Genomic DNA, 22367 nt, shown 5'->3' on the forward strand with positions numbered 1-22367 from the left:
GAGGTGCAACGATGACTAATGAAAAAGTTACTGGATTGATTGATCGATATATGAAGGTTTCCTTCTATGTCAATAAGATGGGGGAGCTTTTAATAAAAGATCAGATTTGTGATGTGCTGACGAACGAACAATACTATACTTTACGCTTCATTCAACAACAGCGGTTGTGTACATCGACGGAAATCAGTGATGCCTTTTATATTAATAAGAGTGCCGTCACGTCCAACATCAACAGGCTGGAAGGCAAAGGATTGATAGAACGGGAACAGGACCTGGTTGACCGAAGGGTCTTTCACTTGAAGCTTTCAAAAGAGGGGGAAGCATTGTTACAGGAAACGGAAAATAAGATTCATAAGTTGGTAGAGAGCATCATGACGAAATTCGATTATGAAGAGATCGTTGGATTCCTTGATACATATGAGAAGCTTGCACAAATTTTCATTCAAATGAAGAATGAGGAATGGGAGGAAATATAATGAGGGGGATCATAAAGGGAAGATGGCTGGTCATTATCGCTTGGGTTGCAATTACGGCAGGTTTATTGTTTGCAGCACCGAATATGGCGGACCTTGTCCGGAATAAGGGACAGCTGGATGTACCGGCAGAGTACTCCTCTGGGATGGCCAATGAGCTAATGAAAGAGATCCAGGATAAGGATGAGTCACAAGTGGCCCTCGTATTTCATGGTGATAAGAAGCTGTCTTCCTCGGAATTGAAAGAGATTGAGATAGCGATCCAAAACCTTGAAAAAAATAAAGCAGAGCTTGGCATCAAAGAGGTCATGACCCATTTTAAAGAGCCCTCGCTAAAAGGTCAGTTGGTCTCGGAGAATGAAACAACGGTTTTGACATCCATCACGATGGCCAAGGGGGACCGAGAAGCTAAGGAAGTGATCGATGCCCTTTATAAAGAGCTGGAGCAAGTGGATGTCGAGCATTATTACACAAGCAGCTGGATGATCGATGAAGATCTTAATGCCAATTCCCAAGAAGGGCTGAAGAAAACTGAAGGCATCACGGTTGTCTTCATTCTGGCTGTATTGCTGATAGTCTTCCGTTCAGTGGTGGCACCGATCATTCCGTTGGTAACGGTAGGTTTCACTTATTTATGCTCACAATCCATCGTCTCATTCCTGGTGGATAAATGGGACTTTCCGATTTCGTCCTACACCCAAATATTCCTGGTAGGTATTTTATTTGGAATCGGGACTGATTATTGCATCCTGCTGCTTAGTCGTTTCAAGGAAGAGCTATCGTCACAGGAGTCCTTGCCTGAAGCGATCGTTGAGACTTACCGAACTGCGGGTAAGACAGTCTTCTTCAGTGGGCTGACCGTAATGATTGGTTTTGCGGCAATCGGTTTTTCTACTTTTAAGCTCTATCAATCTGCGGCGGCCGTTGCCATAGGGGTTTTCATTTTAATGATCGCCCTTTATACGATCGTTCCATTTTTCATGGCGGTTCTTGGCAAAAAGCTATTCTGGCCGGCAAAAGGGAAGCTTGAGCATAGTGAAAGTAAACTATGGGGAATTCTCGGTAACTTCTCCATGAACCGCCCATTGTTGGCGCTGATGGTCGTTGCAATCGTCTGTGTTCCCTTTTTGTTTATGTATGACGGGAAGATTTCATATAACTCCCTTGAAGAAGCGGGTGATGATGTTCCTTCCATCATGGCTTTTAATATCATTTCCGATGAATTCGGACCGGGACAATCCATGCCAACACAGATTGTCATAAAGAATGACGAACGCATGGATTCGGAAGAATACGTCGCACTTGCTGAAAAAATCAGCCAGGAAGTCGTCAAGGTGGATGAAGTCGATGTAGTTCGATCCATGACCCGCCCGACAGGTGAACCGATTAAGGATTTATTTGTAGCGAACCAGGCCGAAACTTTGGAAAAGGGAATCGGGGAAGGAAATGAAGGCATTAAACAAATCAGTGATGGATTAAAAACGGCAGGCAGTGAGCTTTTAGATTCAGGACCGCGGCTGAAGCAAGCGACGGACGGAATAGGGGGTCTCATATCCGGGACTAATGAATTAAAGAGCGGCGTAGGCCAGGTGGAGAAGGCGTTAACAAGCATTGAAGCAGGCATTCGCGATGGCTCTTCAGGGACTGTGGATATAAAAAACGGACTGAATGAGGTCAAGGCAAACTTGGAGAAGCTCGCCACCGGAAGCGGACAGCTCCTCGAAGGCTATAAACAATCAGCTAATGGGCTAAGTGAGCTCACAGGTGGATACAAAGAGATTCAAACTAATCTTACGGGCATATCACAAAGCCTTGCTGGTTTAAATCCATCCTTTGAGCAAATGGAAGCCACTCATCCAGAATTACAGGCGGATCAGTCCTATCAAACGATCAAGCAAACCGTGCAAGGGGCACAGGGTGGCTTGGAGCCCATGGCAGCAGGCCTTTCCGAGCTCAATAGGAATCTTGGTTCAGTGTCCGGCGGTTTGAATACGGCGAACGAAAATATGGCCCAAATCGTAAACGGTCAAACCTCTCTCGGGGAGGGCCTGAACCAATTGATTTCAGGTGTTGACACTTTACAAAAAGGTCTAAGCACGATGGCCAATGGTCAGGGGGAAGTCATAAATAATTTGTCAGGATTTAAAGGAGGCCTTACCAGCTTAAGTAATGGGCAGCAAGAACTCCTAAATGGTTTTTCAAGCCTTGGCGGACAACTTACTGATTTGAAAGATGGCTTAAATGAAAGTGCGGATGGTCTGAATGAAGTCCATGATGGACTATCGTCCGCACAGGGTTATTTATCAGGGCTGGCAAAAACGGATAAAACGGTAACAGGCATGTACATTCCCAAAGAAGTAGTCGAAAGCGAAGAATTCGGGGAAGCATTGAACGCGTATTTATCTGAAGACGGTAAAACCATGACCATGGATGTGGTGTTCAAGGCGAATCCATATTCCAATGAAGCAATCGAGCAAATCGATTCGATTGGGGCAACCGTTGAAAGAGTAACGAAAGATACAAAGCTAGAAAATGCGCAAGTGGCGATAGGGGGAATCACAAGTACACATCATGACTTGGGCATGATGTCTGAGGAGGATTTCTCACGGACGGTCGTTTTGATGCTGTCGGGTATCGCAATCATTCTCTTTTTCATGCTGCGATCCCTGGTCATGCCGGTCTATTTGATTGTGTCGCTCGTTTTGACTTATTATACAGCGGCAGCCATTACCGAGTTGATTTTTGTTAATATTCTCGGTTACGCCGGCATCGGCTGGGCAGTTCCTTTCTTTGCTTTCGTCATCTTGATTGCTCTTGGCATTGACTATAGCATTTTCTTGATGGATCGCTTTAACGAATGGAAAGATAAGCCGGTCAAGGAAGCGATGTTACTGTCCATGAGAAAAATGGGAACGGTGATCATCTCGGCGGCTGTCATTCTGGGCGGAACCTTTGCTGCCATGATGCCAGCAGGAGTTTTATCGCTCTTGGAGATAGCCACTTTAATATTGGTGGGGCTTGCTTTATATGCGTTTGTCATATTGCCATTGTTTATTCCGGTTATGGTTGCGACGTTCGGAAATGCGAATTGGTGGCCGTTTTTAAAAAATAAGGAATAAAGTGAAGTACCCTTAAACTAAAGAAGGCATCCGCATGGATGCCTTCAGTTTTTCGACTGAATGGGGCTTCTTGAATGGATGGAACCTCCCTAGATCGAATAAATTTGCGACACTTCACTCCAAATAACTCCGCTAGAGGCTTGGCAGACAGTTGGTGAAAAGGGAGCGAATTTAATGAGTGGTCCGCAAAATAAATGCTCCGGAGTGCAAATAATGAGGTGAAGGTTGAATAAATTGATGAACGGTCGAATAAAGTGTGGGGCAGGTCGAATAAAATCGTGAATGGTCGAATATAGTGCAGGGTAGGTCGAATAAAATCGCGAACGGTCGAAAAAAAAGCTCCGTTGACGAATAACTGGGCTCCGGCGTAATCAACTAAACATATTCAAATAAAAAAACTGCAGACAAACTTGCTTTTCCTCGAGTTTGTCTACAGTAAGAAGGCATCCGCATGGATGCCTTCTTTAATTATGTACTCCTTTTTGGCTAAATCGATTCATAATTGGGGGATTCTTGTTTTATATTTCGCGATGATCTTTTGATTGTGTTCATCTGCCCCTTCGATATTACTGCTTAGGAATACGGGAGGGGACTCCCCTGATTCAATAATCGTTTGGATGACTTGCGTGAAAATCATATTGAGGAGAACGGCCCCGACCACGGTCGATCCAGAACCAAAAGGTATATTATTTGATTTCAGTAATGTGTCACCTTTGGCAATATGATTGTCTATGACCAAATCAACGACATCGTGGAGATAATGCTTCTGTTTATGCCGTGAAGGACAACTTTTTGCATACTCCGGTGATGTTAGTCCAATGACGAAGGCTCCTTTTTCTTTTGCGATAGTGGCGACATCTATGGGAACGGGATTTACGCCGGATGATGAAATGACGATACAGACATCACCAGGACGGATATCCTCATCATGCATGAATTTCTCTGATAGGTCATTTTGCCGTTCAAGTTGGGATGATCTTGAAGCACCCTTAAAAAGCATCAAATCTTCAACGAAAATAGGACGAATTGCGGCTAACCCACCTGCCCGGTAGAATACCTCTTCGGTCAAAATATGAGAGTGTCCGCTTCCGAATAGATGGATGATTCCATCTGACATCACTGCTTTTGCGATATGTTCCACAGATTCCTTAATTGATTGCTTTTCCTGTTGTTCCACAATTGTGAGTAAAGCCTGCACTTCTTCAAAGTATGAGTTCATATATGTGACACCCTCCGATTGAAAATATTCAATTTTATCTGCTTATTTTGATACTGAACTTGTACCTGTCCGCACGATAAGCCGATTTAACATATTCAAGGGGAGTTCCATCTATTAGGAACGTATGCCTTTGAATGAATAATATGGGTGAGTGCTTTGGAATCGCTAGATGGGTGACTTCTGATTCAGAAGCAATCGATGATTCCAACGTTTGTGTAGCATAGTCTATTTTAAGTTTAACGTAGTTCTCCACATATTGGTAAAGAGAAAGGTTAATGATTTCTTCCGTTAATCCTTTAATTAAATTGGCAGACATGTACACGGTCTCAAGCGCCATTGGAACATCATCAGCCAACCGAATGCGTTTTATTTCATAAACGGGAGCATAAAGGGAAATATGCAATTCACTGGCAATCTTCTTATCAGCCGGAATGATTTCAAAGCTCAGCAGCTTACTGCTTGGATTCAATCCCCTGGCTTTCATGTCCTCGGTAAAACTGGTCAACCCATTGAGCTGCTGCTCCAACTTCTTATCGGCGACAAAGGTTCCCCTTCCTTTTTGACGGTATAAGTATCCGTCATTCACCAAATTATTTATGGCTTGCCGGACGGTCATCCGGCTAATTCCGAATTGCTCGGCATATTCACGTTCAGATGGAAGGGCATCGTGCGCTTGGAACTCACCGTTTTCTATTTGCCTTTTTATTTGTTCTTCGATTTGAAAATAAATCGGAAGAGGTGAGTTTTTATCAATCATCGACTTTCGCTCCTTTTAGGGTATTATCACTCCGGATAACGCTTTTTGGTCTGCGATAATTGTAACATTATTATGTTTTTTTAGGATAGATGCAGGGAATTCCTCTGAAATGTCACCGTGTATCAATTTCTTCAGTGTTTCGGCTTTTTCTTCACCAGATATCAGCAGCAGAATTTCTTTGCTTTTCATGATTGTTGAAATGCCCATCGTAACGGCATGTGTAGGAACTTCGTCTATAGAATCGAAATAACGTGCATTCGCTTGACGCGTGGAATCTTCGAGTGTCACGACATGTGTACCGGATATGAAGGAAGTTCCAGGTTCATTAAAACCAATATGGCCATTTTGCCCAATGCCAAGTATCTGAAGATCAATCCCTCCCGCGGAATCAATCACTTCATCATAGCGTTTACATTCTCCGTTGGTGTCATCTGCTGTGCCGTTTGGCAGGTGAGTGCGCTCTTTATTTATATTGATGTGATTGAATAAGGAGTCATCCATATAATAATGGTAGCTGTTTGGATCATTTGGTTTTAAGCCGATATACTCGTCAAGATTAAAAGACGTTACATTTTCGTAAGAAGTATGATTACGCACGTGATCTTCAATCAAATTATCGTACATTCCTTTAGGGGTACCGCCTGTTGCAAGGCCCAATTTGATATTTGGATTTCCTTTGACTTTTCCAATCACTATTTCTGCGGCTGTCCGGCTCATTTCCATGTAGTCCTGCACTTGTATGATATTCATTATACATTCTCCTTTTTAAAAGCTAAATTTCCTCTGCAGAACGTCATTTCAACGTCCAAGCGGTCATTCAATATTACAAGATCGGCGTCTTTGCCGACCTGAATGCTTCCTTTTCTGTCAAAAATCCGAAGTTGTTTGGCAGGGTTTTCCGCCGTCATTTTTATAATGTCAGTCATGGAACAATCGGTATATTCCATTGTGTTCTTGATGGCATCGTTCATTTTCAATATACTGCCGGCTAGTGTACCATCTGAAAGCGTTGCTTTCGTTTCGTTAACATACACAGGCTGACCACCTAAATCATAGGTGCCCTTTTCAAGCCATTTGGCACGAAGCGAATCCGTTATCAAGATCATTCGTTCGCTGGTAATTTGGTTATATGCCAGCTTGATCATTTCCGGCCTGCAGTGAATGCCGTCAGCAATAAGTTCAACATATAGCTCGTCTCGAAGATAAGCAGCTCCCAAAACACCAGGTTCACGGTGATGGAGTCCCCGCATCCCATTATAAAGATGTGTAACGTGGGTAGTCCCTGCTTGGATTGCTTCATCGATTTGGTCATATGTTGCATCTGAATGCCCAATGGAAGCGACGACGCCAGTTGCCTTTAAGTGAGCGGCAAGATCTAATCCGTTCGGTTGTTCAGGGGCAAGCGTTACAAGCTTGATTTGATTTTCGGCCATTTCCTGCCACCTTTTAAATAGAGTGACATTAGGGTCAACGATATGCTCTTCAGGCTGTGCTCCTTTACGGACCGGTGAAATGAAAGGACCTTCTAAATGGATTCCAATTATTTCAGCGTGTTCTTGAGATTGATTTTCGATATATTTACCAGCATTAAGAAGTGCTGATTCAATGGCTTCGGTAGATTGAGTCATTGTAGTGGCCAGAAAGCTGGTGGTTCCTTCTTTGGGAAGAGTCTCTGCCATTGTGGATAATGCTTCATGTGTGGCATCCATTGCATCGGAATTGGATGCTCCGTGAATGTGGATGTCGATCGCACCGGGAATTACCTGATAATCCGGTGAAAGAGTAATTACCTTGGCATCATCGTCCTGTTTGTATTGGCTGACTGGACCAACTTCGGCAATTTTTCCATCCGCGACTTTAATATATCCATTTTTGTATGTTTCCTTTTCGCTATGAACTATTAGATTATTAATAATGAATGTTTTCATACATAATCTCCTTTATGAAAGTAAAACTTAATGAATGAAGTCTCATATATTTTGCACTCATTTTATCGTTTTTATTAAAAGTTGTCTAGACCAGTTGAGGTGTATCAGGAATAAAAAAGCTTTTTTTGCTTAATTTTCGAAGAATATAGTATATTTTTAAGTAAATTGGTATAGACATCTATATATTTTCTGTGCTAGTATAAGCCAAAGAAAAGTTATTATATTGATAAAATGAAAACGCTTTATACGTCTTTTCGTTCTGCTGAATCAAAAGAAGTTAGGAACAAGGGAGATGAATTCGATGTTAAATTTTTTACAAAAGATTGGTAAGGCTTTAATGTTACCGATTGCTGTTTTGCCAGCAGCGGCTTTATTGCTTCGTTTAGGGCAACCGGATTTACTTAATATTCCATTTATGGCTGCCTCGGGACAAGCTATTTTTGATAATCTTGCCATATTGTTCGCTTTAGGTATAGCGATTGGATTATCCAAAGATGGAAGCGGTGCTGCGGCATTGGCAGGTCTTGTTGGTTACTTTGTTTTAACGAATGGTACACAAGCGATTAATAAAGATATCAACATGGCTGTTTTAGGCGGTATTATATCCGGTATAGTTGCTGCTCTTCTATATAATAGATACTCTGACATAAGACTCCCTGAATGGCTTGGATTCTTTTCAGGGAAACGATTCGTCCCGATCATCACTTCACTTGCGATGATTATACTTGCGGCAATATTCGGTTTTGTTTGGCCGCCGATTCAAGATGTAATCAATAGTGTTGGAGACTGGATTACAGGTGCAGGGGCATTGGGTGCCGGCGTATTCGGCGTATTGAATCGCTTATTGCTTCCAGTAGGACTGCATCATGTCTTGAATAGTATGGTTTGGTTCGTCTTTGGTGATTACAATGGAGCGACAGGTGATATAAATCGTTTCTTCGCAGGGGACCCGACTGCAGGGCCCTTCATGACCGGCTTTTTCCCGATCATGATGTTCGGTCTTCCAGCTGCGGCATTAGCGATGATTGCAGCTGCTAAGAAAGAGAAACGTAAATTGGTGACGGGGATGCTTGTTGGGTTAGCTTTCACTTCTTTCCTTACAGGAATCACTGAACCAATTGAATTTCTGTTCATGTTCATCGCACCGGTGTTATATGTAATACATGCCCTTTTAACCGGGGTCTCTCTGGCACTTGCTGTTATATTGGATATCCATCATGGTTTTGGATTCTCCGCAGGAGCGATTGATTATTTCCTGAACTTTGGTATTGCGCAAAAACCGCTATGGTTAATACCGATTGGCCTAGTATACGCGGCAGTTTACTTCGTGATTTTCTATTTTGTCATCAAGATCATGGATTTAAAAACACCTGGCCGTGAAGACGATGAGGAAGAAGTGGAAGAAGAAACTATTGTAAAAACAGGGGACAAATATACCGATATGGGATCGCTTTTCATTCAAGATCTTGGCGGTAAAGAGAATATAAAGCTAATTGATAACTGTGCAACACGCTTGCGTTTACAAGTGGCCGATTCAGGAAATGTGAATGAAGCAGCCTTAAAACGGCATGGTGCGCGCGGTGTCATGAAGTTGAATAAATCGAGTGTGCAGGTCATTGTTGGAACGAATGTTGAATTCGTTGCAAATGCAATGAAACAACTTGTCAAGAATGGCGCCGACCCAAGCCAAGTGAAAGCAGTTCCATCTGCACAAGTGGCAGAGGATATAGTAGAGGAAAACCAAGCTTTGGGTGCAAATGACTTTGTCCTTCCAATTGAAGGAACCGTTTTACCGATAGAACAAGTTCCCGATCAAGTGTTTGCAATGAAAATGATGGGGGATGGCTTTGCTATCGAGCCAGTCAACGGAAAACTAGTATCCCCAATTGATGGGGAAGTGCTAAGTATCTTCCCGACAAATCATGCATTGGGATTGAAAATGGATAATGGTCTGGAAATTCTGATCCATGTTGGTTTAGATACAGTTAAATTAAATGGAGAAGGGTTTACATCTCTTGTGCAAGAAGGTCAAAGAATAACAAAAGGAACACCTCTTTTGGAAATTGATTTAGATTTCATAAAACGGAATGCCCCATCAACGGTCACTCCTATTATATTCACTAACTTACCTGAAGGAACGGCAGTGAAATTGCAAAAGTCAGGGATCCAGAAACAAAATACACCAGATATCATCCAGTTGGAAAAACTATAAATTTGTAAAAAAAGGGGTGTCGATTTGTCGACATCCCTTTTTTTAATTGGGTGAAACGGCTTCTTTATATACTTCATGCTGTGGTAAATTGTCATAACCAAAACAAACGGGTGCCCCAATAGCAGGGTATAAATAGAGTTAAAATTTGCCCATTTATATGAATTTCATCAGTTTTGCCATCCCAGCCTTATTTGCAGCAGTAGCGATAAGTTTCATTCAGGATAAATACAACAGTTCCGGGAGCTCTTTTAATGGGGAGTTCCAACAACGATACGAAAAGTTAGATTGATAGAAGGCTAATGTTAGTTAGCATAATACGGAGGATATATAATGGCCAATTTCGTTTGCCAGATATGTGGTCGTGGATTTAAAAGTTATAATGAAAATGCTAAATACTGTTCGCAACCTGTAAAGGGACAGCCTACATAAAATATGAATTAAAGAAATATGGAAAATGCGGGAAGAAGTACAAACCAAGAAAGGCAAATAGCAAATATTGTTCTTTGGATTTCAGCAGCAAGGGCAGGAAAAACCGTAAAGGATCTGGTTAATTTCCCAGCATTCATTTCTGCTTTGCGGTTCACTACCACATATGAAAAAAAGAGCCTGTTTTATTGCAAACAGGCTCTAAATATTAGGTCTTAAGACTTAGCGGAAAAGAGTATTATGCATTCGAGCATATGCTGGTTATTTCCGCTGCATCAACGATACGCTGAACTTCAGATCCCTCAAGTGTCTCTTTTTTCAATAACTCTTCAACAAGCTCTTCATACTGTAGGCGATTCGAGTCAATCAACATTTCCGTTTCAGAAATCGCTTTCGTGAATAATTCCTGCATCTTTTGCTCCTTCTCGCCTTTATTAAAGGTGAGGGTAAATCCATCTTGAAGCATTCCGGTATCGACCATTTGCTCAAGTAGATGTTTCGCCTGCTGCACATCTCCGCCTACACCGATGCTATGTTCTCCTAAATACATTCTTTCCGCCACGCCGCCTGCTAAGATCATTTTGACTTGATCAAGCAATTCACTGGCTGTTGCCAGATGGAGTTCTTTTGGTATTGGCGCTACATACCCAAGGGCTTCCCCACGCGGAATGATGGTCGCCTTTCGAACGGAACCGGGCTTTGTCAAAGCTGCAATCAGGGCATGTCCACTTTCATGGATGGCTACGCGCCGTTTCGTATCCACATCATTCAAGGTACGTGATGTCGCTCCGAGTATCGTGCGGTCAATGGCGTAATCAAGATCCTGTTTACGAATCATATCCTGTTCATTCCTCAGGGCATGACGTGATGCAGTATCGAACAGGGAGCTTAAGTCAGCACCGGAGAAACCGGATGTACTTTCAGCCAACTCATCCAGGGAAGCAAGGACATCTGTCGCCAGACGCTTACCCTTCGTATGGATATTGATGATTTCCTTTCTTCCTTGTGTATCCGGAAGTGGAACTTGGAAAGAGAAATCGATCCTGCCCGGACGTAGAAATGCCTCATCGAGCATATCTTTCCGGTTGGTCGCTGCAATGAATAAAATCCCTTCATTTGGATGGCCTCCATCCAATTGCACAAGCAGTTCAGTTAACGTTTTTTCGCCTTCTTCCCCGCCATGAGCTTTCCTTTTACCAGCCAACGCGTCGACTTCATCGATGAAAATGACAGCTGGCGATTGCTTACGTGCATTTTGGAAAAGGCTGCGGACACGGGCTGCACCGACTCCAACAAACATTTCGTTGAAGGCTGAACCGCTCGTTGAGAAGAAGTTTGCACCAAGCTCTTTTGCGATTGCCTGTGCAAGCAAGGTTTTCCCCGTTCCAGGGGGGCCGTATAATAAAATGCCTTGAGGCGGCTTAATTCCAATTTTAGCTGAACGTTCAGGTTCCTTTAGTGTAGTGAGTGTCTGTAGGATCTCCTGTTTGATTTCGGATTGCAAACCGCCTACATCATCCAAAGTTATCTCTGGCAGGGGCTTTGGGGTGGAAAGGCTTTGTTTTTTACTGCCGATCCGCAATCCGCCCTTTGATTTTTTCTGTATAATGACAGCGGTTGTGACGAGAGCCGCCATTAATCCGCCTAAAATCCATAATGCTGATTTATTAGTTGATGAAAAAGAATATTGAACGTTATAAGTTTCGACAAGTTTATTGATCATTTGACTGTTGGGAGGAATACTGGAAACGTATTCTCCATCTGGCGTGGAGATGTGAAGAGTGCCATTTCTTTTTTCTTCAATGGTGACAAGGGCTCCATTTTGGGCTTTAATCGTCTTTTCCACCGAGGAAAAAGGAATGACCATATCCTTTGACTGAGTAACAACATACCAACTGATTCCAGAAATTATCACAATGAGAGCCGTCAGGAACGGCAGCAATTTCGAAACTAATTTAGAGTTCGAGTTCAATTTTTCATCTCCTTTAAGTATATATATTCAGTATAAAATTTTTAAACATGTAATCTATAGGTCTTTATGCCTTAAATTAAAGGTAAATAATGTTAAAGTCAAGAAATGATAGTTATTAAGAAAGTTTAAAGAGTCCGGAATTTAGAAATATTTAATCTAACCGGCATATTAGACTTTTTAAATGCGAAATGCTAAAGTGAAATGGTCTAAGTCATGAAAAAATAAAATGGTAGAAGAGTGTGAAGTTCTATGAGTAAATTTATAAAAGACTATATGATTACGATGAAGGATATCGTTAGAGAAGGTGATCCCATTCTGCGTCAGGTAACGGATGAAGTCAGCCTGCCGATTTCGGATGAAGATCGTGAAACGTTGGAATGCATGATGCAATACCTGAAAAACAGCCAGGACCCAAAACTCCAAAAGAAGTACAACTTACGTGAAGGAGTTGGGTTGTCTGCAAATCAGATAGGCTTGAATAAACGCATGTTCGTCATGTATTTTCCCGACGAAAAAGGGAAGCTGTTTGAATATGCCCTTGTGAATCCGAAGATCATCAGCCATTCGGCCACAATGATCTATTTACCGCAAAGTGAAGGCTGCCTTTCCGTCGACCGTGACATTAAGGGGTATGTACCTCGTTATGAACGGGTTAAAATCAAAGCCTTGGACGGTAATGGTGAGGAAATAGAGATGCGGCTGAAGGGCTTTGCTGCAATCGTGTTTCAACATGAGTTAGATCATTTAAACGGGATGATGTTTTATGACCGGATCAACACCGAAAACCCTTTCAAGCTTCCGGAAAACGTGGAAGTGAAAAGTCTGTAAGGCAAAAGGCAAAGCGACTTGCTTTGCCTTTTTACTGTTTTATGGCTGCGGAAGCATATCCTCTTCCATATGCTTTTGCAGATGTTTGGCCCAGTTTCTGTCAGCTTAGCTAAGAGTTTGGATAATGGCCCCTAATATAAGAAATGCCTCGTTAAACTGTCTCCAAAACATACGTCCATCAAACTTCTCACCTCGGTATGATCTTTCGGTAACCTCACTTCCTATATAGAAGGGAGATGAAAAAACAAAAAGCGCTGCAAATGCAGCGCTTTTTGTTTATTGCAATGATTCCTTTTTTGAAGGTGTTTCCACTCTTGTATTTCCCATGAAGAAAACAGTGATTGCAGCAAGACCGATCGGAATGAGAGCCAAGGTGAATATCAATGAAATCGAATCGGACATCGCATGAACGATTTTATCCAAGATAAAGTCCGGAATCTCGGCACGTGCGTCCGATTGGAAGAGCTGTCGTGGGTCCTCCATCAACCCGGCTGTATCCGGACCTCCTTGCATTCCTTTAAACGCATCCTTCATTTTACTTGTGAATACATTGGTCTGAATCGCTCCATAAATCGTTACACCGAGTGTCATCCCGAAAGAACGGAGGAATGAGTTTGTTGAGTTGGCCGACCCCCGGAATCTAGGTTCCAAGTTGTGAATGGATGCTATAGGCAAAAGGGAGAAGGAAAAGCCCATGCCAAATCCAGTCAAAATCATGTACAAAGTTAATAAAGTCCTGCTGGTATCAGGGGTGATTGTCCCTAATAGAAGCATTCCTGCAAAATAACAGATGACGGAAACCGTCATTAAGTTGCGAAAGCTTGTCTTTGTATTGAATATCCCGCCAACTGCACTGCCGAATACTGAACCAAGCATCATGGGAGTGAGGATCAAACCGGCATTTGTTGCGGAACCACCGTAAACTGCCTGCACGAAAATCGGGATATAGACGGTTAATATAATGAATGTACCGCCATAAAGAATGGCTAAGATCTGAGAAGTGGCAAATAATCGCCTTTTAAACAGCCATAATGAAATGATTGGATCTTTTGCCCTTTTTTCGAAAAAGAAAAATGAAACGAAGAAAACCACAAAACTGGCAAACAGACCTATGATGGGAGAGGAACTCCAGCCATACTCCCCGCCCAGTTCGAGAGCGAACATTAAGCTGATAACGGCAATGACGAGGGTTGCTGCGCCACCCCAATCAATTTTTTGCTCTTGGGTGTTGGGTGACTCCTTGTAGTAATTCCAGATGAAAAATAAAGAAATGATCCCAATCGGAACATTGACGTAGAAAATCCAGTGCCAGCTGGAGTATTCAGTAATATAAGCGCCTAAAAGTGGTCCCAATACGCTTGATGCCCCAAACACAGCACCGAAAAGAGCAGTTAATTTTCCCCGTTTTTCAGGTGGGAAAATATCAAAAATGATCGTAAAGGCTATAGGCATCAGCGCGCCTCCGCCGATCCCTTGGATTGCACGGAAGATACTTAACTGAACTATGCTCTGGGCCATGCCACATAATGCGGAGCCGATTAAAAAGACTATAAGTCCAAAAATAAAAAACCTCTTTCTTCCATACATATCGGAAAGCTTACCGAATATCGGCATACTTGCCATCGTGGCGACCATATAGGCAGATGTCACCCATACAAACTTATCGAATCCGCCTAAATCAGAAACGATCGTTCCCATTGCAGTCGCAACAATTGTATTATCCATTGCTGACATCAAGATACCCAATAGTAAACCGGCAACAATGAATTTTTGTTTTTTTTGAGCGTTCATTTATTTTCCTCCTTCGTATCAACCAGCTCATGAATTTCCTTTACATGGTTGAAGGGTAAACGTTAAGATGAAACAAAACATTTATCTTGAAAATCAAGATAAATTCAAGTGTAAAAGGGGTGGCATTTTATGTCAAGTGATAATAGGGTGAATGCAGCTCTGTTAGAGAGTTTAACTCACAGATTGCAGCGGTATGGAATGAGATCCGTATTATTTCAACAAAATATGGCCCAAAAAATAGGGGTATCCCATACGGATTTAAAGAGTGCTGAAATATTGAATGAAACGGGACCGATTACTGCCGGTGAATTATCCAAAATTACAGGATTGAGCACGGGATCGGTTACGGCACTGATCAATCGCCTTGAGAAATCCGGTTATGTTAAAAGAGAACGAGATCAATTGGATGGAAGACGGGTAATGATTGCACCGATACCCGAAAGGCAGGAACAGATTAAATCGCACTATCAATCGCTTTCTATGGCCACCAAGGAGTTATGTTCATCTTATAATGAACAAGAACTAATATTGATCAATCAATTTGTTGAGGATATCACAAAAATCATGGACAAAGAAAATGACAAGTTAATGAGTGAGCGGGAAAGGTAGCCGGTGTATGTAGGCTGCCTTTTTTATTTTTAGCCAGCTGGCAGCTTCTTATCAATAATTAAAGGTGTAGAGTGAAATTTATTTAAAAGGGAATGAACAATGTCACGTTTCCATTAAAATATATATTGATAATGATTTTCATTATCTGCTAATATGAATCTACAAATCATTTCAAAGGGAGAATACACTATGAAAAAAGCAAAGGCGTCATTAGCGGTCTTACTATCAACCAGTCTATTATTTGGCTGTGCGCAGGAAAAGGAAGGAACTGAACCGGCAGGTGACAATGCCAAAGAAGTGAGTGCGAGTAAGCTTGATGATGTATCTAGCGAGTACCGGGAATATGCCATTGGTGAAATAGAAGAGTTCGTAAACGCAACGGAAGAATTCACTACGGCCGTATCTGCCGGTGATATTGAAAAGGCGAAGGAATTATACGCACCAGCACGGATGCATTATGAAAGAGCGGAACCCATCGCTGAAGTTTTTGGCGATCTTGATCCCAAAATCGATGCGCGTGAAGGGGATGTCAAAGATGAAGAATGGGGTGGTTACCACCGGATTGAGATGGGGCTATGGCAAGAAAATACAACGAAGGGCTACGAAAAGTATGCAGAACAATTAATGAGTGACGTCAATTTGCTTCGAGCCAAGGTTGAAACGGTTGAGGTAACACCTGATTTGTTGATCACGGGTGCGGTGGATTTATTGAATGAAGTTTCCACGAGTAAGGTGACAGGAGAAGAAGACAGATACTCCCATACCGACCTGTATGATTTCGTTGCAAATGTTGAAGGTGCAGAAAAAATCTATGAACTGCTTACTCCAGCGCTGAAAGAAAAGGATGCGAAGCTTGCTGCGGAAATCCAACAACGTTTTGACGATGTATACGGCTTGCTTGAAAAGCATAAAGAAGGGGATGGCTACATCTCATATACGGATTTAAAGGAATCTGAAGTCAAAGAGTTAAGTCAAGCAATTGATGCATTGGCTGAACCACTTTCGCAAATAGGGATTGTAACGGAGGAATCTTAATTGAAAGAACATACGCCGAAAGATGAAACTGGACTTTTCACAAAAAAAGTAAGTCGTCGAAATATGTTGAAAACGGCAGGAGTCGGTGGAATCGGAGTCGTGATAGGAGCATCCGGATTTGGCGGGCTGCTGACACTTTCTGAACAAAAGGCGAAGGGACAAACTAAGGATATCGTTCCTTTTTATGGAGCGCACCAAGCCGGTATCACCACTGAGGCGCAAGATAACCTTTACTTCGCATCACTGGAAGTAACCACAGATAAAAGGTCAGACCTAATCCAGTTATTTAAGGATTGGACAGAGGCTGCGGCTCAGATGACTGAGGGGAATTTGATTGGTGAAGCATCCCTTAATACGAATATGCCTCCAAAGGATACGGGGGAAGCGAAAGAATTATCGCCTTCCAATTTAACGATCACTTTTGGAGTGGGTCCGACCCTGTTTTCGAAGGATGGCAAAGATCGATTTGGTTTGAAATCAAAAAGGCCTGCTGAATTAAAGGACCTGCCCCAATTCCCTTTAGATGCTTTAGAAGAAGAATGGAGCGGTGGGGATATTTGTATTCAAGCATGTGCAGATGATCTTCAAGTGGCTTTCCATGCCGTCAGGAACTTAGTGAGGATTGGCAGAGGGAAAGCGATCATTCATTGGGCACAAACAGGTTTTCAACGGACTAAGCAAGCCGATTCACAAAAAACGACACCGCGGAACCTTTTCGGGTTTAAGGATGGGACTGTCAATCCAAATACGAATGATAATAATGAAATGAATGAGCATGTTTGGGTGAAGGGTGAGGACGGTCCGGACTGGCTTGTTGGAGGCAGTTATATGGTGGTGCGACGAATCCAGATGTACATTGAAGTTTGGGACCGGACTATATTGAAAGAACAAGAAAATACGTTTGGCCGTCATCGCGACAGTGGAGCTCCATTAGGAATGAAGAATGAGTTCGATACCGTGGATCTCGAAGCTAAAGACCCAAATGGAAATCGGATCATTCCAGAAGATTCGCATATGAGTCTCTCCAGGGGGGACGGAAAAGCAAAGATATTGAGGCGTCCCTATTCATATGCAGATGGAATGGATCCTAAAACAGGGAGCTTCAATGCCGGCTTGCTATTCATTTGTTTTCAGCGAAACCCAAGTAAACAATTCATACCCATACAAGAGCGACTGGCGAAAAATGATAAGCTCAACGAATATATCGTTCACAGGGGCAGTGCCATGTTCGCTTGTTTACCAGGTGTGAAAAAGGGTGGCTATATCGGGGATTCCCTTTTTGGATAAATATAATTTCAAATGAGGACGTGAAAATCGCCAGCATGGATATTATCCAGTTGGCGATTTTAGTTCATGAATAGGGAGGGACCACTATGACCGTTTCTAGATGGAAGAGTGGGATATTGGTTTTAGTCGTCAGTCTTTTATTTCTTTCGACTGATATAAAGATGGTTTCGGCGGGTGAAAACCATGATCAGCTTTTTGTTTATATTGGCGATAGTTTAATGAAGGTAAAATCTGGCGACCTTGAGGAAGTATCGAAAAATATCGATCTATTCGAGCAAGATTGGAAAACGATAAAAACGGACAGCGAGAGTGCGAGGAAAGTCGACGAGAAGCTGTCTGCGGTAAAAAGTGCTGTGAGAGACCAAGCCACCACAAATGAAATCAAAAAGCGATTATCGGCATTATCAAGTGCTCTTGTTATTTATGATACAAACGAAAACCCTGTTGACAAGACTGACTATAAAGAACGGATACAAGCGATACTTCCATTAATAGATAAGTTGGAGGCTTTGATAACTGAAGGTGACTTTGATCAAGCTAAAGTTCAATATACCAATCTCCTGAGTCAATGGACCGACGCAGAGGTCATTGTCAGGGAGAAAAGTGTTGCTACATATGGTGAGTTTGAAACGAAAATGGCCTTTGTGCGGATAGCGATTACCCAAGACCCACCTGATCCGGAAAAAGCCCAAAAAAATCTAAATGAATTGAAGGGTCTGATCGAGGATTTCCTTGCTGGTAAAGTTGAAGTAGGAAGCCAGAAGAACACATATTCACTTGGGGATGTAACAGAACTTTTACAAGGAAGTGCAACGGATATTGAAAAGGATGAAATCGATTCTGCCGTTGATAAGCTAAATGAGATCTTGACAATTTGGCCTAATGTCGAAGGGGAGGTCTCCACAAGGGACAGCAAGCTTTACAGCGATATGGAAACGAAAGTCCCGACCGCAATCAGCCTATTGCAATCGAAAAAGGTAAAGGCGGAGGAAGCGAAGGGAATCGTTTCCGATTTAAACACAAGGTTACTGCCTTTAATTGAGGATACGGGTTATACGACATGGGATGCAGCACTGATCCTTTTACGGGAAGGGTTGGAAGCACTCTTGATTGTAGCTACATTGCTGTCTTTCCTAAAGAAAATCGGGCAAGCGGACAAACAAAAATGGATTTGGACAGGAGTTGGTGCTGGTTTAGTTGCCAGTTCCATATTGGCGGTCATAATCAATATCGTTTTCTCTCAGATCACAGCTGCGTCAAGCCGGGAATATATTGAGGGAATCACTGGGATAATAGCAGTATTGATGATGTTGACAATTGGTCTTTGGCTTCATGGTAAATCGAATGTCCATGCATGGAACCGGTATATCGGCAAGCAAATGAACCAAGCCATTGCGACGGGGAGCATCATCTCTTTCGCTTTAATCAGTTTTCTATCCATATTCCGTGAAGGTGCCGAGACGATTATCTTTTATGCTGGAATGGCTCCTTATATGGAATTAAAGCAGCTGCTGAGCGGGATTTTCCTTGCCTTCCTCATTTTAGTGGTAATTGGTTTCATCATGCTGCGCTACAGTGTGAAATTACCGATGACCCTATTCTTTAAAGTGGCAACGATACTCATATATGCCTTGGCTTTCAAGATTCTTGGAGTTTCCATTCATTCACTTCAGGTTTCACAGGTAATACAGACAAATACGATCAGTTCCTTTCCGTTTGTAGAAACGATAGGTCTTTATCCAACAATGGAAACGCTAGTGCCGCAAGCTGTATTAATTTTGCTGATTGTATTGGCGACCATTTGGGTCAAAAAGAGTAATTCCTTACGTACAACCGAATAATATAATGGGACTGACGCATGTCAGTCCCATTTGTGTGTGGTATTAGCGAATAGATCGGCGATAGGAATATTGCTTCCATTGATAAAGGATAAAGCAGCCGATGCAGAATCCAAGGATGGCTATGAGAGAAGCCAATCCGACCATCAAGGTGAATATATAACCGGTAACATTCCAACCCAGTAAAAAAGATATGAATCCAAGTCCTAAGCAAACGACAGCTATTGCCTGGTTGAATTGTTGCTGTGAATGATCTTCAGGAATATAATCGGAAGGTTTCTTTTTAAGAAAGAGCTTGGCGAGACGCATCACTGGATTGAAATTAAAGAGAAGACCTAAAAGTCCTGCAGTTATAGGAATAATTAATATCAACATTTGTCCCGTCAATAAGGCGGTGGCTACGCTTAACAAAATGACCCATTGATTCGTTCGTACTAAAGGACGGGGAATGGAACGAATTTCACTCGTCATACTAATACCAACCTTCCTGATATGTTTTATTTATATTTTATCTTTATTTTAATCACTTGTGAAGTCTAACAAAATAAAGCCAAAACCTTATTTATAATAATTTTAATTTAGTATTGATTATCATTATAAAAGTAGTATAATATGTATAACAAGCAAATAAAGTGAGGAGGACAGTATAAATGGTAGCAAAAGTTTGTGAAACATGCGGAACACCAATAAAAAAGCTAAAGCATTCTGCCCTTTGCCAATGCGGTCCTAAGATATTGAGCAATCAATTCTCAGTTAAAACAAAAAAATAAATCCTTGGATTAAATGATAAATTAAGCCGATTATTCAATTAATCGGTTTTTGTTTTTCCAAAGAAGGGTAAAGAGGGTAATAAATATTTTTTATTTCAATTAAAATAATGTACGATTAGGGAATAGAATAAAACGTCATGGAGGAAAAGACATACTTTCAGTTTGTCAAACCATCACGTGACGGTTAGGAGGGGTTATGTTGGGAACGAGACTTTAAAAATTGGCGAGTTGGCGGAAATGGCGAATGTTACGAAACGAACTGTAGATTATTATACGAACCTAGGCTTGCTTAAAGCAGAACGTTCCGCCTCTAATTACCGTTATTATTCAGTCGGTGAACTTGAAAGGCTTCGCCGTATCGAGGGATACAAAAGAGAAAACCTTTCATTGGAAGATATTAAAGAATTACTTAAGAAGGATAAGGAAGCCGCATCAGCAATTGAGGAAAAAGTTCTTCAACTCAAGAATAAAATGGATGGCCTGAACGAGGAACTTCAGGAATTCATCAGCTTGATTGAAAAGGACGGAAAAAGTGAGCTTCTTTTAAAAAAACAGATATCCCGCGAAAGCATGGCCTTAATCCAATCATTGCTAGTGTTGCTGGTATGATTAAAATTTATCCCTATAGTTTTATGCCCAAAGGTGCATATTAACGATATAGGCTAAATGGTTTTGATAAGGCAAAAATCGCTTTTTGAAACGAAAATAACCATTTATACAGGAGGTGCTTGGGATTTAGCCGTACATGTCTAATCCGAGGGTCAGAAGGATGGGCACAATATGGCGAACCCGCACATATTGGAGATATTTATAAAATTATTAGCAGTAGCTGTATTGATAGCATTAACCGCATTTTTCGTTGCATCGGAATTTGCAATCGTGAAAGTCAGAAGTTCCCGAATCAATCAGTTGATTGAGGAAGGGCATAGAAATGCCCTTGCAGCCAAGAAAGTGACATCACATATCGATGAGTACTTATCTGCCTGTCAATTGGGGATTACGGTAACCGCCTTAGGTTTAGGGGTATTGGGTGAACCGACGGTCGAGGCGATCTTAAAACCATTGTTCACTAAATGGGGATTAGAGGAGTCCGTAAGTCACATCATCTCGTTCCTGATCGCCTTCGGTTCTGTAACATTCCTTCATGTTGTTGTCGGCGAACTCGCACCGAAAACGGTTGCGATTCAAAAGGCAGAAGAGGTAACCTTGCTATTTGCAAAGCCGTTAATTCTCTTTTACCGCATTTTGTACCCATTCATTTGGTTACTGAATGGTTCTGCACGTCTCCTGACGGGCATGTTCGGTTTAAAGCCTGCATCTGAGTCCGAAATGGCCCATTCCGAAGAAGAGCTGCGCATCATTTTATCGGAAAGCTATAAAAGCGGTGAGATCAATCAATCGGAATACAAATATGTCAATCAGATATTTGAATTTGATGAGCGCATTGCCAATGAAATCATGGTTCCGCGTACGGAAATGACCGTTATCGAAAAGGGCATGCCATTATTGGAAGTAGTTGAACTGATTCAGGAAGAACAATACACTAGGTATCCGGTCATAGACGGTGATAAAGATAATGTCGTGGGAATGGTCAATATCAAGCGACTTTATACAGCGACGATTACAGAAGATAATGTAACAGCTTTGACGGTGGATTCATTTGTAACACCCATTATCCGTGTTCTTGAAACGATCGCCATTCATGATCTGCTGCTGAAAATGCAGAAGGAACGGATCCATATGGCTGTTTTGACTGATGAATATGGCGGAACTGCCGGTCTTGTTACGGTTGAAGACATACTTGAAGAAATCGTCGGGGAAATCCGTGATGAATTTGACCAGGATGAACGTCCGCTCATTCAAAAGATTGATGAGGGGCATTATGTATTCGACGCAAAAACATTGGTTGAAGATGTCAATGATACCCTTGCGATCGATTTGCCGGAGGAAGATATCGATACATTGGGAGGATGGTTCCTGACAGGCAGATTCGAGATTGCTGTCGGGGATAAAATCGAATACGCCGGATATGAATTTACTGTAAAGGAAATGGACGGTCATCATGTTTTATATGTTGAAGTGAAGAAGATTAAATAAAACAGG

At 42.0% G+C, this 22367-nt stretch carries 17 protein-coding genes; 10 read left to right on the plus strand and 7 right to left on the minus strand.

The features are described 5' to 3' along the window. Window positions 1-11 precede the first annotated feature (11 nt). Window positions 12-476: a MarR family winged helix-turn-helix transcriptional regulator gene (locus ACIQZD_RS24110; protein WP_402907070.1), complete on the plus strand. Its 465-nt coding sequence runs from the start codon at window positions 12-14 to the stop codon at window positions 474-476. Next, window positions 476-3592, plus strand: coding sequence for an MMPL family transporter (locus ACIQZD_RS24115; protein WP_402907072.1), 3117 nt, complete (start codon window positions 476-478; stop codon window positions 3590-3592). Before ACIQZD_RS24110 ends, ACIQZD_RS24115 begins: the two co-directional genes overlap by 1 nt. A 496-nt stretch (window positions 3593-4088) precedes the next feature. Here the strand turns inward: ACIQZD_RS24115 and ACIQZD_RS24120 are convergent, their stop codons facing one another. Genes ACIQZD_RS24120 through nagA form a run of 4 tightly spaced genes read right to left on the minus strand, consistent with a single transcriptional unit; the run spans window position 4089 to window position 7496 of the window. After that, the gene (locus ACIQZD_RS24120) at window positions 4089-4811 is read right to left on the minus strand and encodes an SIS domain-containing protein (RefSeq protein WP_402907074.1); all 723 of its coding nucleotides are present in this window, start codon (window positions 4809-4811) and stop codon (window positions 4089-4091) included. Between the two features lie 34 nt (window positions 4812-4845). Further along, complete coding sequence (locus tag ACIQZD_RS24125) at window positions 4846-5568, minus strand: GntR family transcriptional regulator (protein WP_402907076.1); 723 nt, start codon at window positions 5566-5568, stop codon at window positions 4846-4848. A 15-nt stretch (window positions 5569-5583) separates the two neighbouring features. Then, window positions 5584-6318 carry a glucosamine-6-phosphate deaminase gene (gene nagB / locus ACIQZD_RS24130; protein ID WP_402907078.1) on the minus strand — a complete coding sequence of 245 codons (735 nt, stop codon included), beginning with the start codon at window positions 6316-6318 and terminating at the stop codon, window positions 5584-5586. Continuing rightward, on the minus strand, window positions 6318-7496 hold the full coding sequence (gene nagA / locus ACIQZD_RS24135; protein WP_402907080.1) for an N-acetylglucosamine-6-phosphate deacetylase: 1179 nt from the start codon (window positions 7494-7496) through the stop codon (window positions 6318-6320). Before nagA ends, nagB begins: the two co-directional genes overlap by 1 nt. A 301-nt stretch (window positions 7497-7797) precedes the next feature. On the opposite strand from nagA, the gene nagE reads away from it, so the two are divergent. Further along, on the plus strand, window positions 7798-9708 hold the full coding sequence (gene nagE, locus ACIQZD_RS24140; RefSeq protein ID WP_402907082.1) for an N-acetylglucosamine-specific PTS transporter subunit IIBC: 1911 nt from the start codon (window positions 7798-7800) through the stop codon (window positions 9706-9708). Between the two features lie 664 nt (window positions 9709-10372). On the opposite strand, the gene ACIQZD_RS24145 is transcribed toward nagE, so the two are convergent. Further along, entirely contained in the window at window positions 10373-12106 is a 1734-nt protein-coding gene (locus ACIQZD_RS24145; protein ID WP_402907084.1) for an AAA family ATPase, read from the minus strand. A 249-nt stretch (window positions 12107-12355) separates the two neighbouring features. Between ACIQZD_RS24145 and def the strand changes: the two genes are divergently transcribed. Then, on the plus strand, window positions 12356-12934 hold the full coding sequence (gene def, locus ACIQZD_RS24150) for a peptide deformylase (protein ID WP_101225705.1): 579 nt from the start codon (window positions 12356-12358) through the stop codon (window positions 12932-12934). A 276-nt stretch (window positions 12935-13210) separates the two neighbouring features. Here the strand turns inward: def and ACIQZD_RS24155 are convergent, their stop codons facing one another. Beyond that, window positions 13211-14725 carry an MDR family MFS transporter gene (locus ACIQZD_RS24155; RefSeq protein ID WP_402907086.1) on the minus strand — a complete coding sequence of 505 codons (1515 nt, stop codon included), beginning with the start codon at window positions 14723-14725 and terminating at the stop codon, window positions 13211-13213. A 129-nt stretch (window positions 14726-14854) separates the two neighbouring features. Here ACIQZD_RS24155 and ACIQZD_RS24160 point away from each other — a divergent pair, with 129 nt between their 5' ends. The 4 genes from ACIQZD_RS24160 (at window position 14855) to ACIQZD_RS24175 (ending at window position 19497) form a co-directional block, all read left to right on the plus strand. Then, on the plus strand, window positions 14855-15334 hold the full coding sequence (locus ACIQZD_RS24160) for a MarR family winged helix-turn-helix transcriptional regulator (RefSeq protein ID WP_402907088.1): 480 nt from the start codon (window positions 14855-14857) through the stop codon (window positions 15332-15334). 189 nt (window positions 15335-15523) lie between these two features. Beyond that, complete coding sequence (gene efeO / locus ACIQZD_RS24165; RefSeq protein ID WP_402907090.1) at window positions 15524-16369, plus strand: iron uptake system protein EfeO; 846 nt, start codon at window positions 15524-15526, stop codon at window positions 16367-16369. Then, complete coding sequence (efeB, locus tag ACIQZD_RS24170; RefSeq protein ID WP_402907092.1) at window positions 16370-17656, plus strand: iron uptake transporter deferrochelatase/peroxidase subunit; 1287 nt, start codon at window positions 16370-16372, stop codon at window positions 17654-17656. Window positions 17657-17742: 86 nt separating this feature from the next. Then, on the plus strand, window positions 17743-19497 hold the full coding sequence (locus tag ACIQZD_RS24175; RefSeq protein ID WP_402907094.1) for an FTR1 family protein: 1755 nt from the start codon (window positions 17743-17745) through the stop codon (window positions 19495-19497). 42 nt (window positions 19498-19539) lie between these two features. Here ACIQZD_RS24175 and ACIQZD_RS24180 read toward each other — a convergent pair whose 3' ends face one another. Continuing rightward, window positions 19540-19965: a DUF4395 domain-containing protein gene (locus ACIQZD_RS24180; protein WP_402907096.1), complete on the minus strand. Its 426-nt coding sequence runs from the start codon at window positions 19963-19965 to the stop codon at window positions 19540-19542. Between the two features lie 476 nt (window positions 19966-20441). On the opposite strand from ACIQZD_RS24180, the gene ACIQZD_RS24185 reads away from it, so the two are divergent. Then, window positions 20442-20873: a MerR family transcriptional regulator gene (locus ACIQZD_RS24185; RefSeq protein ID WP_402907109.1), complete on the plus strand. Its 432-nt coding sequence runs from the start codon at window positions 20442-20444 to the stop codon at window positions 20871-20873. Window positions 20874-21062: 189 nt separating this feature from the next. Then, a complete protein-coding gene (locus ACIQZD_RS24190; RefSeq protein WP_137019314.1) occupies window positions 21063-22361 on the plus strand; it encodes a hemolysin family protein in 1299 nt (432 codons plus the stop codon). Window positions 22362-22367 lie beyond the last annotated feature (6 nt).

This window comes from Peribacillus sp. NPDC096447 (genome assembly GCF_044762725.1).
GTDB lineage: Bacteria > Bacillota > Bacilli > Bacillales > DSM-1321 > Peribacillus.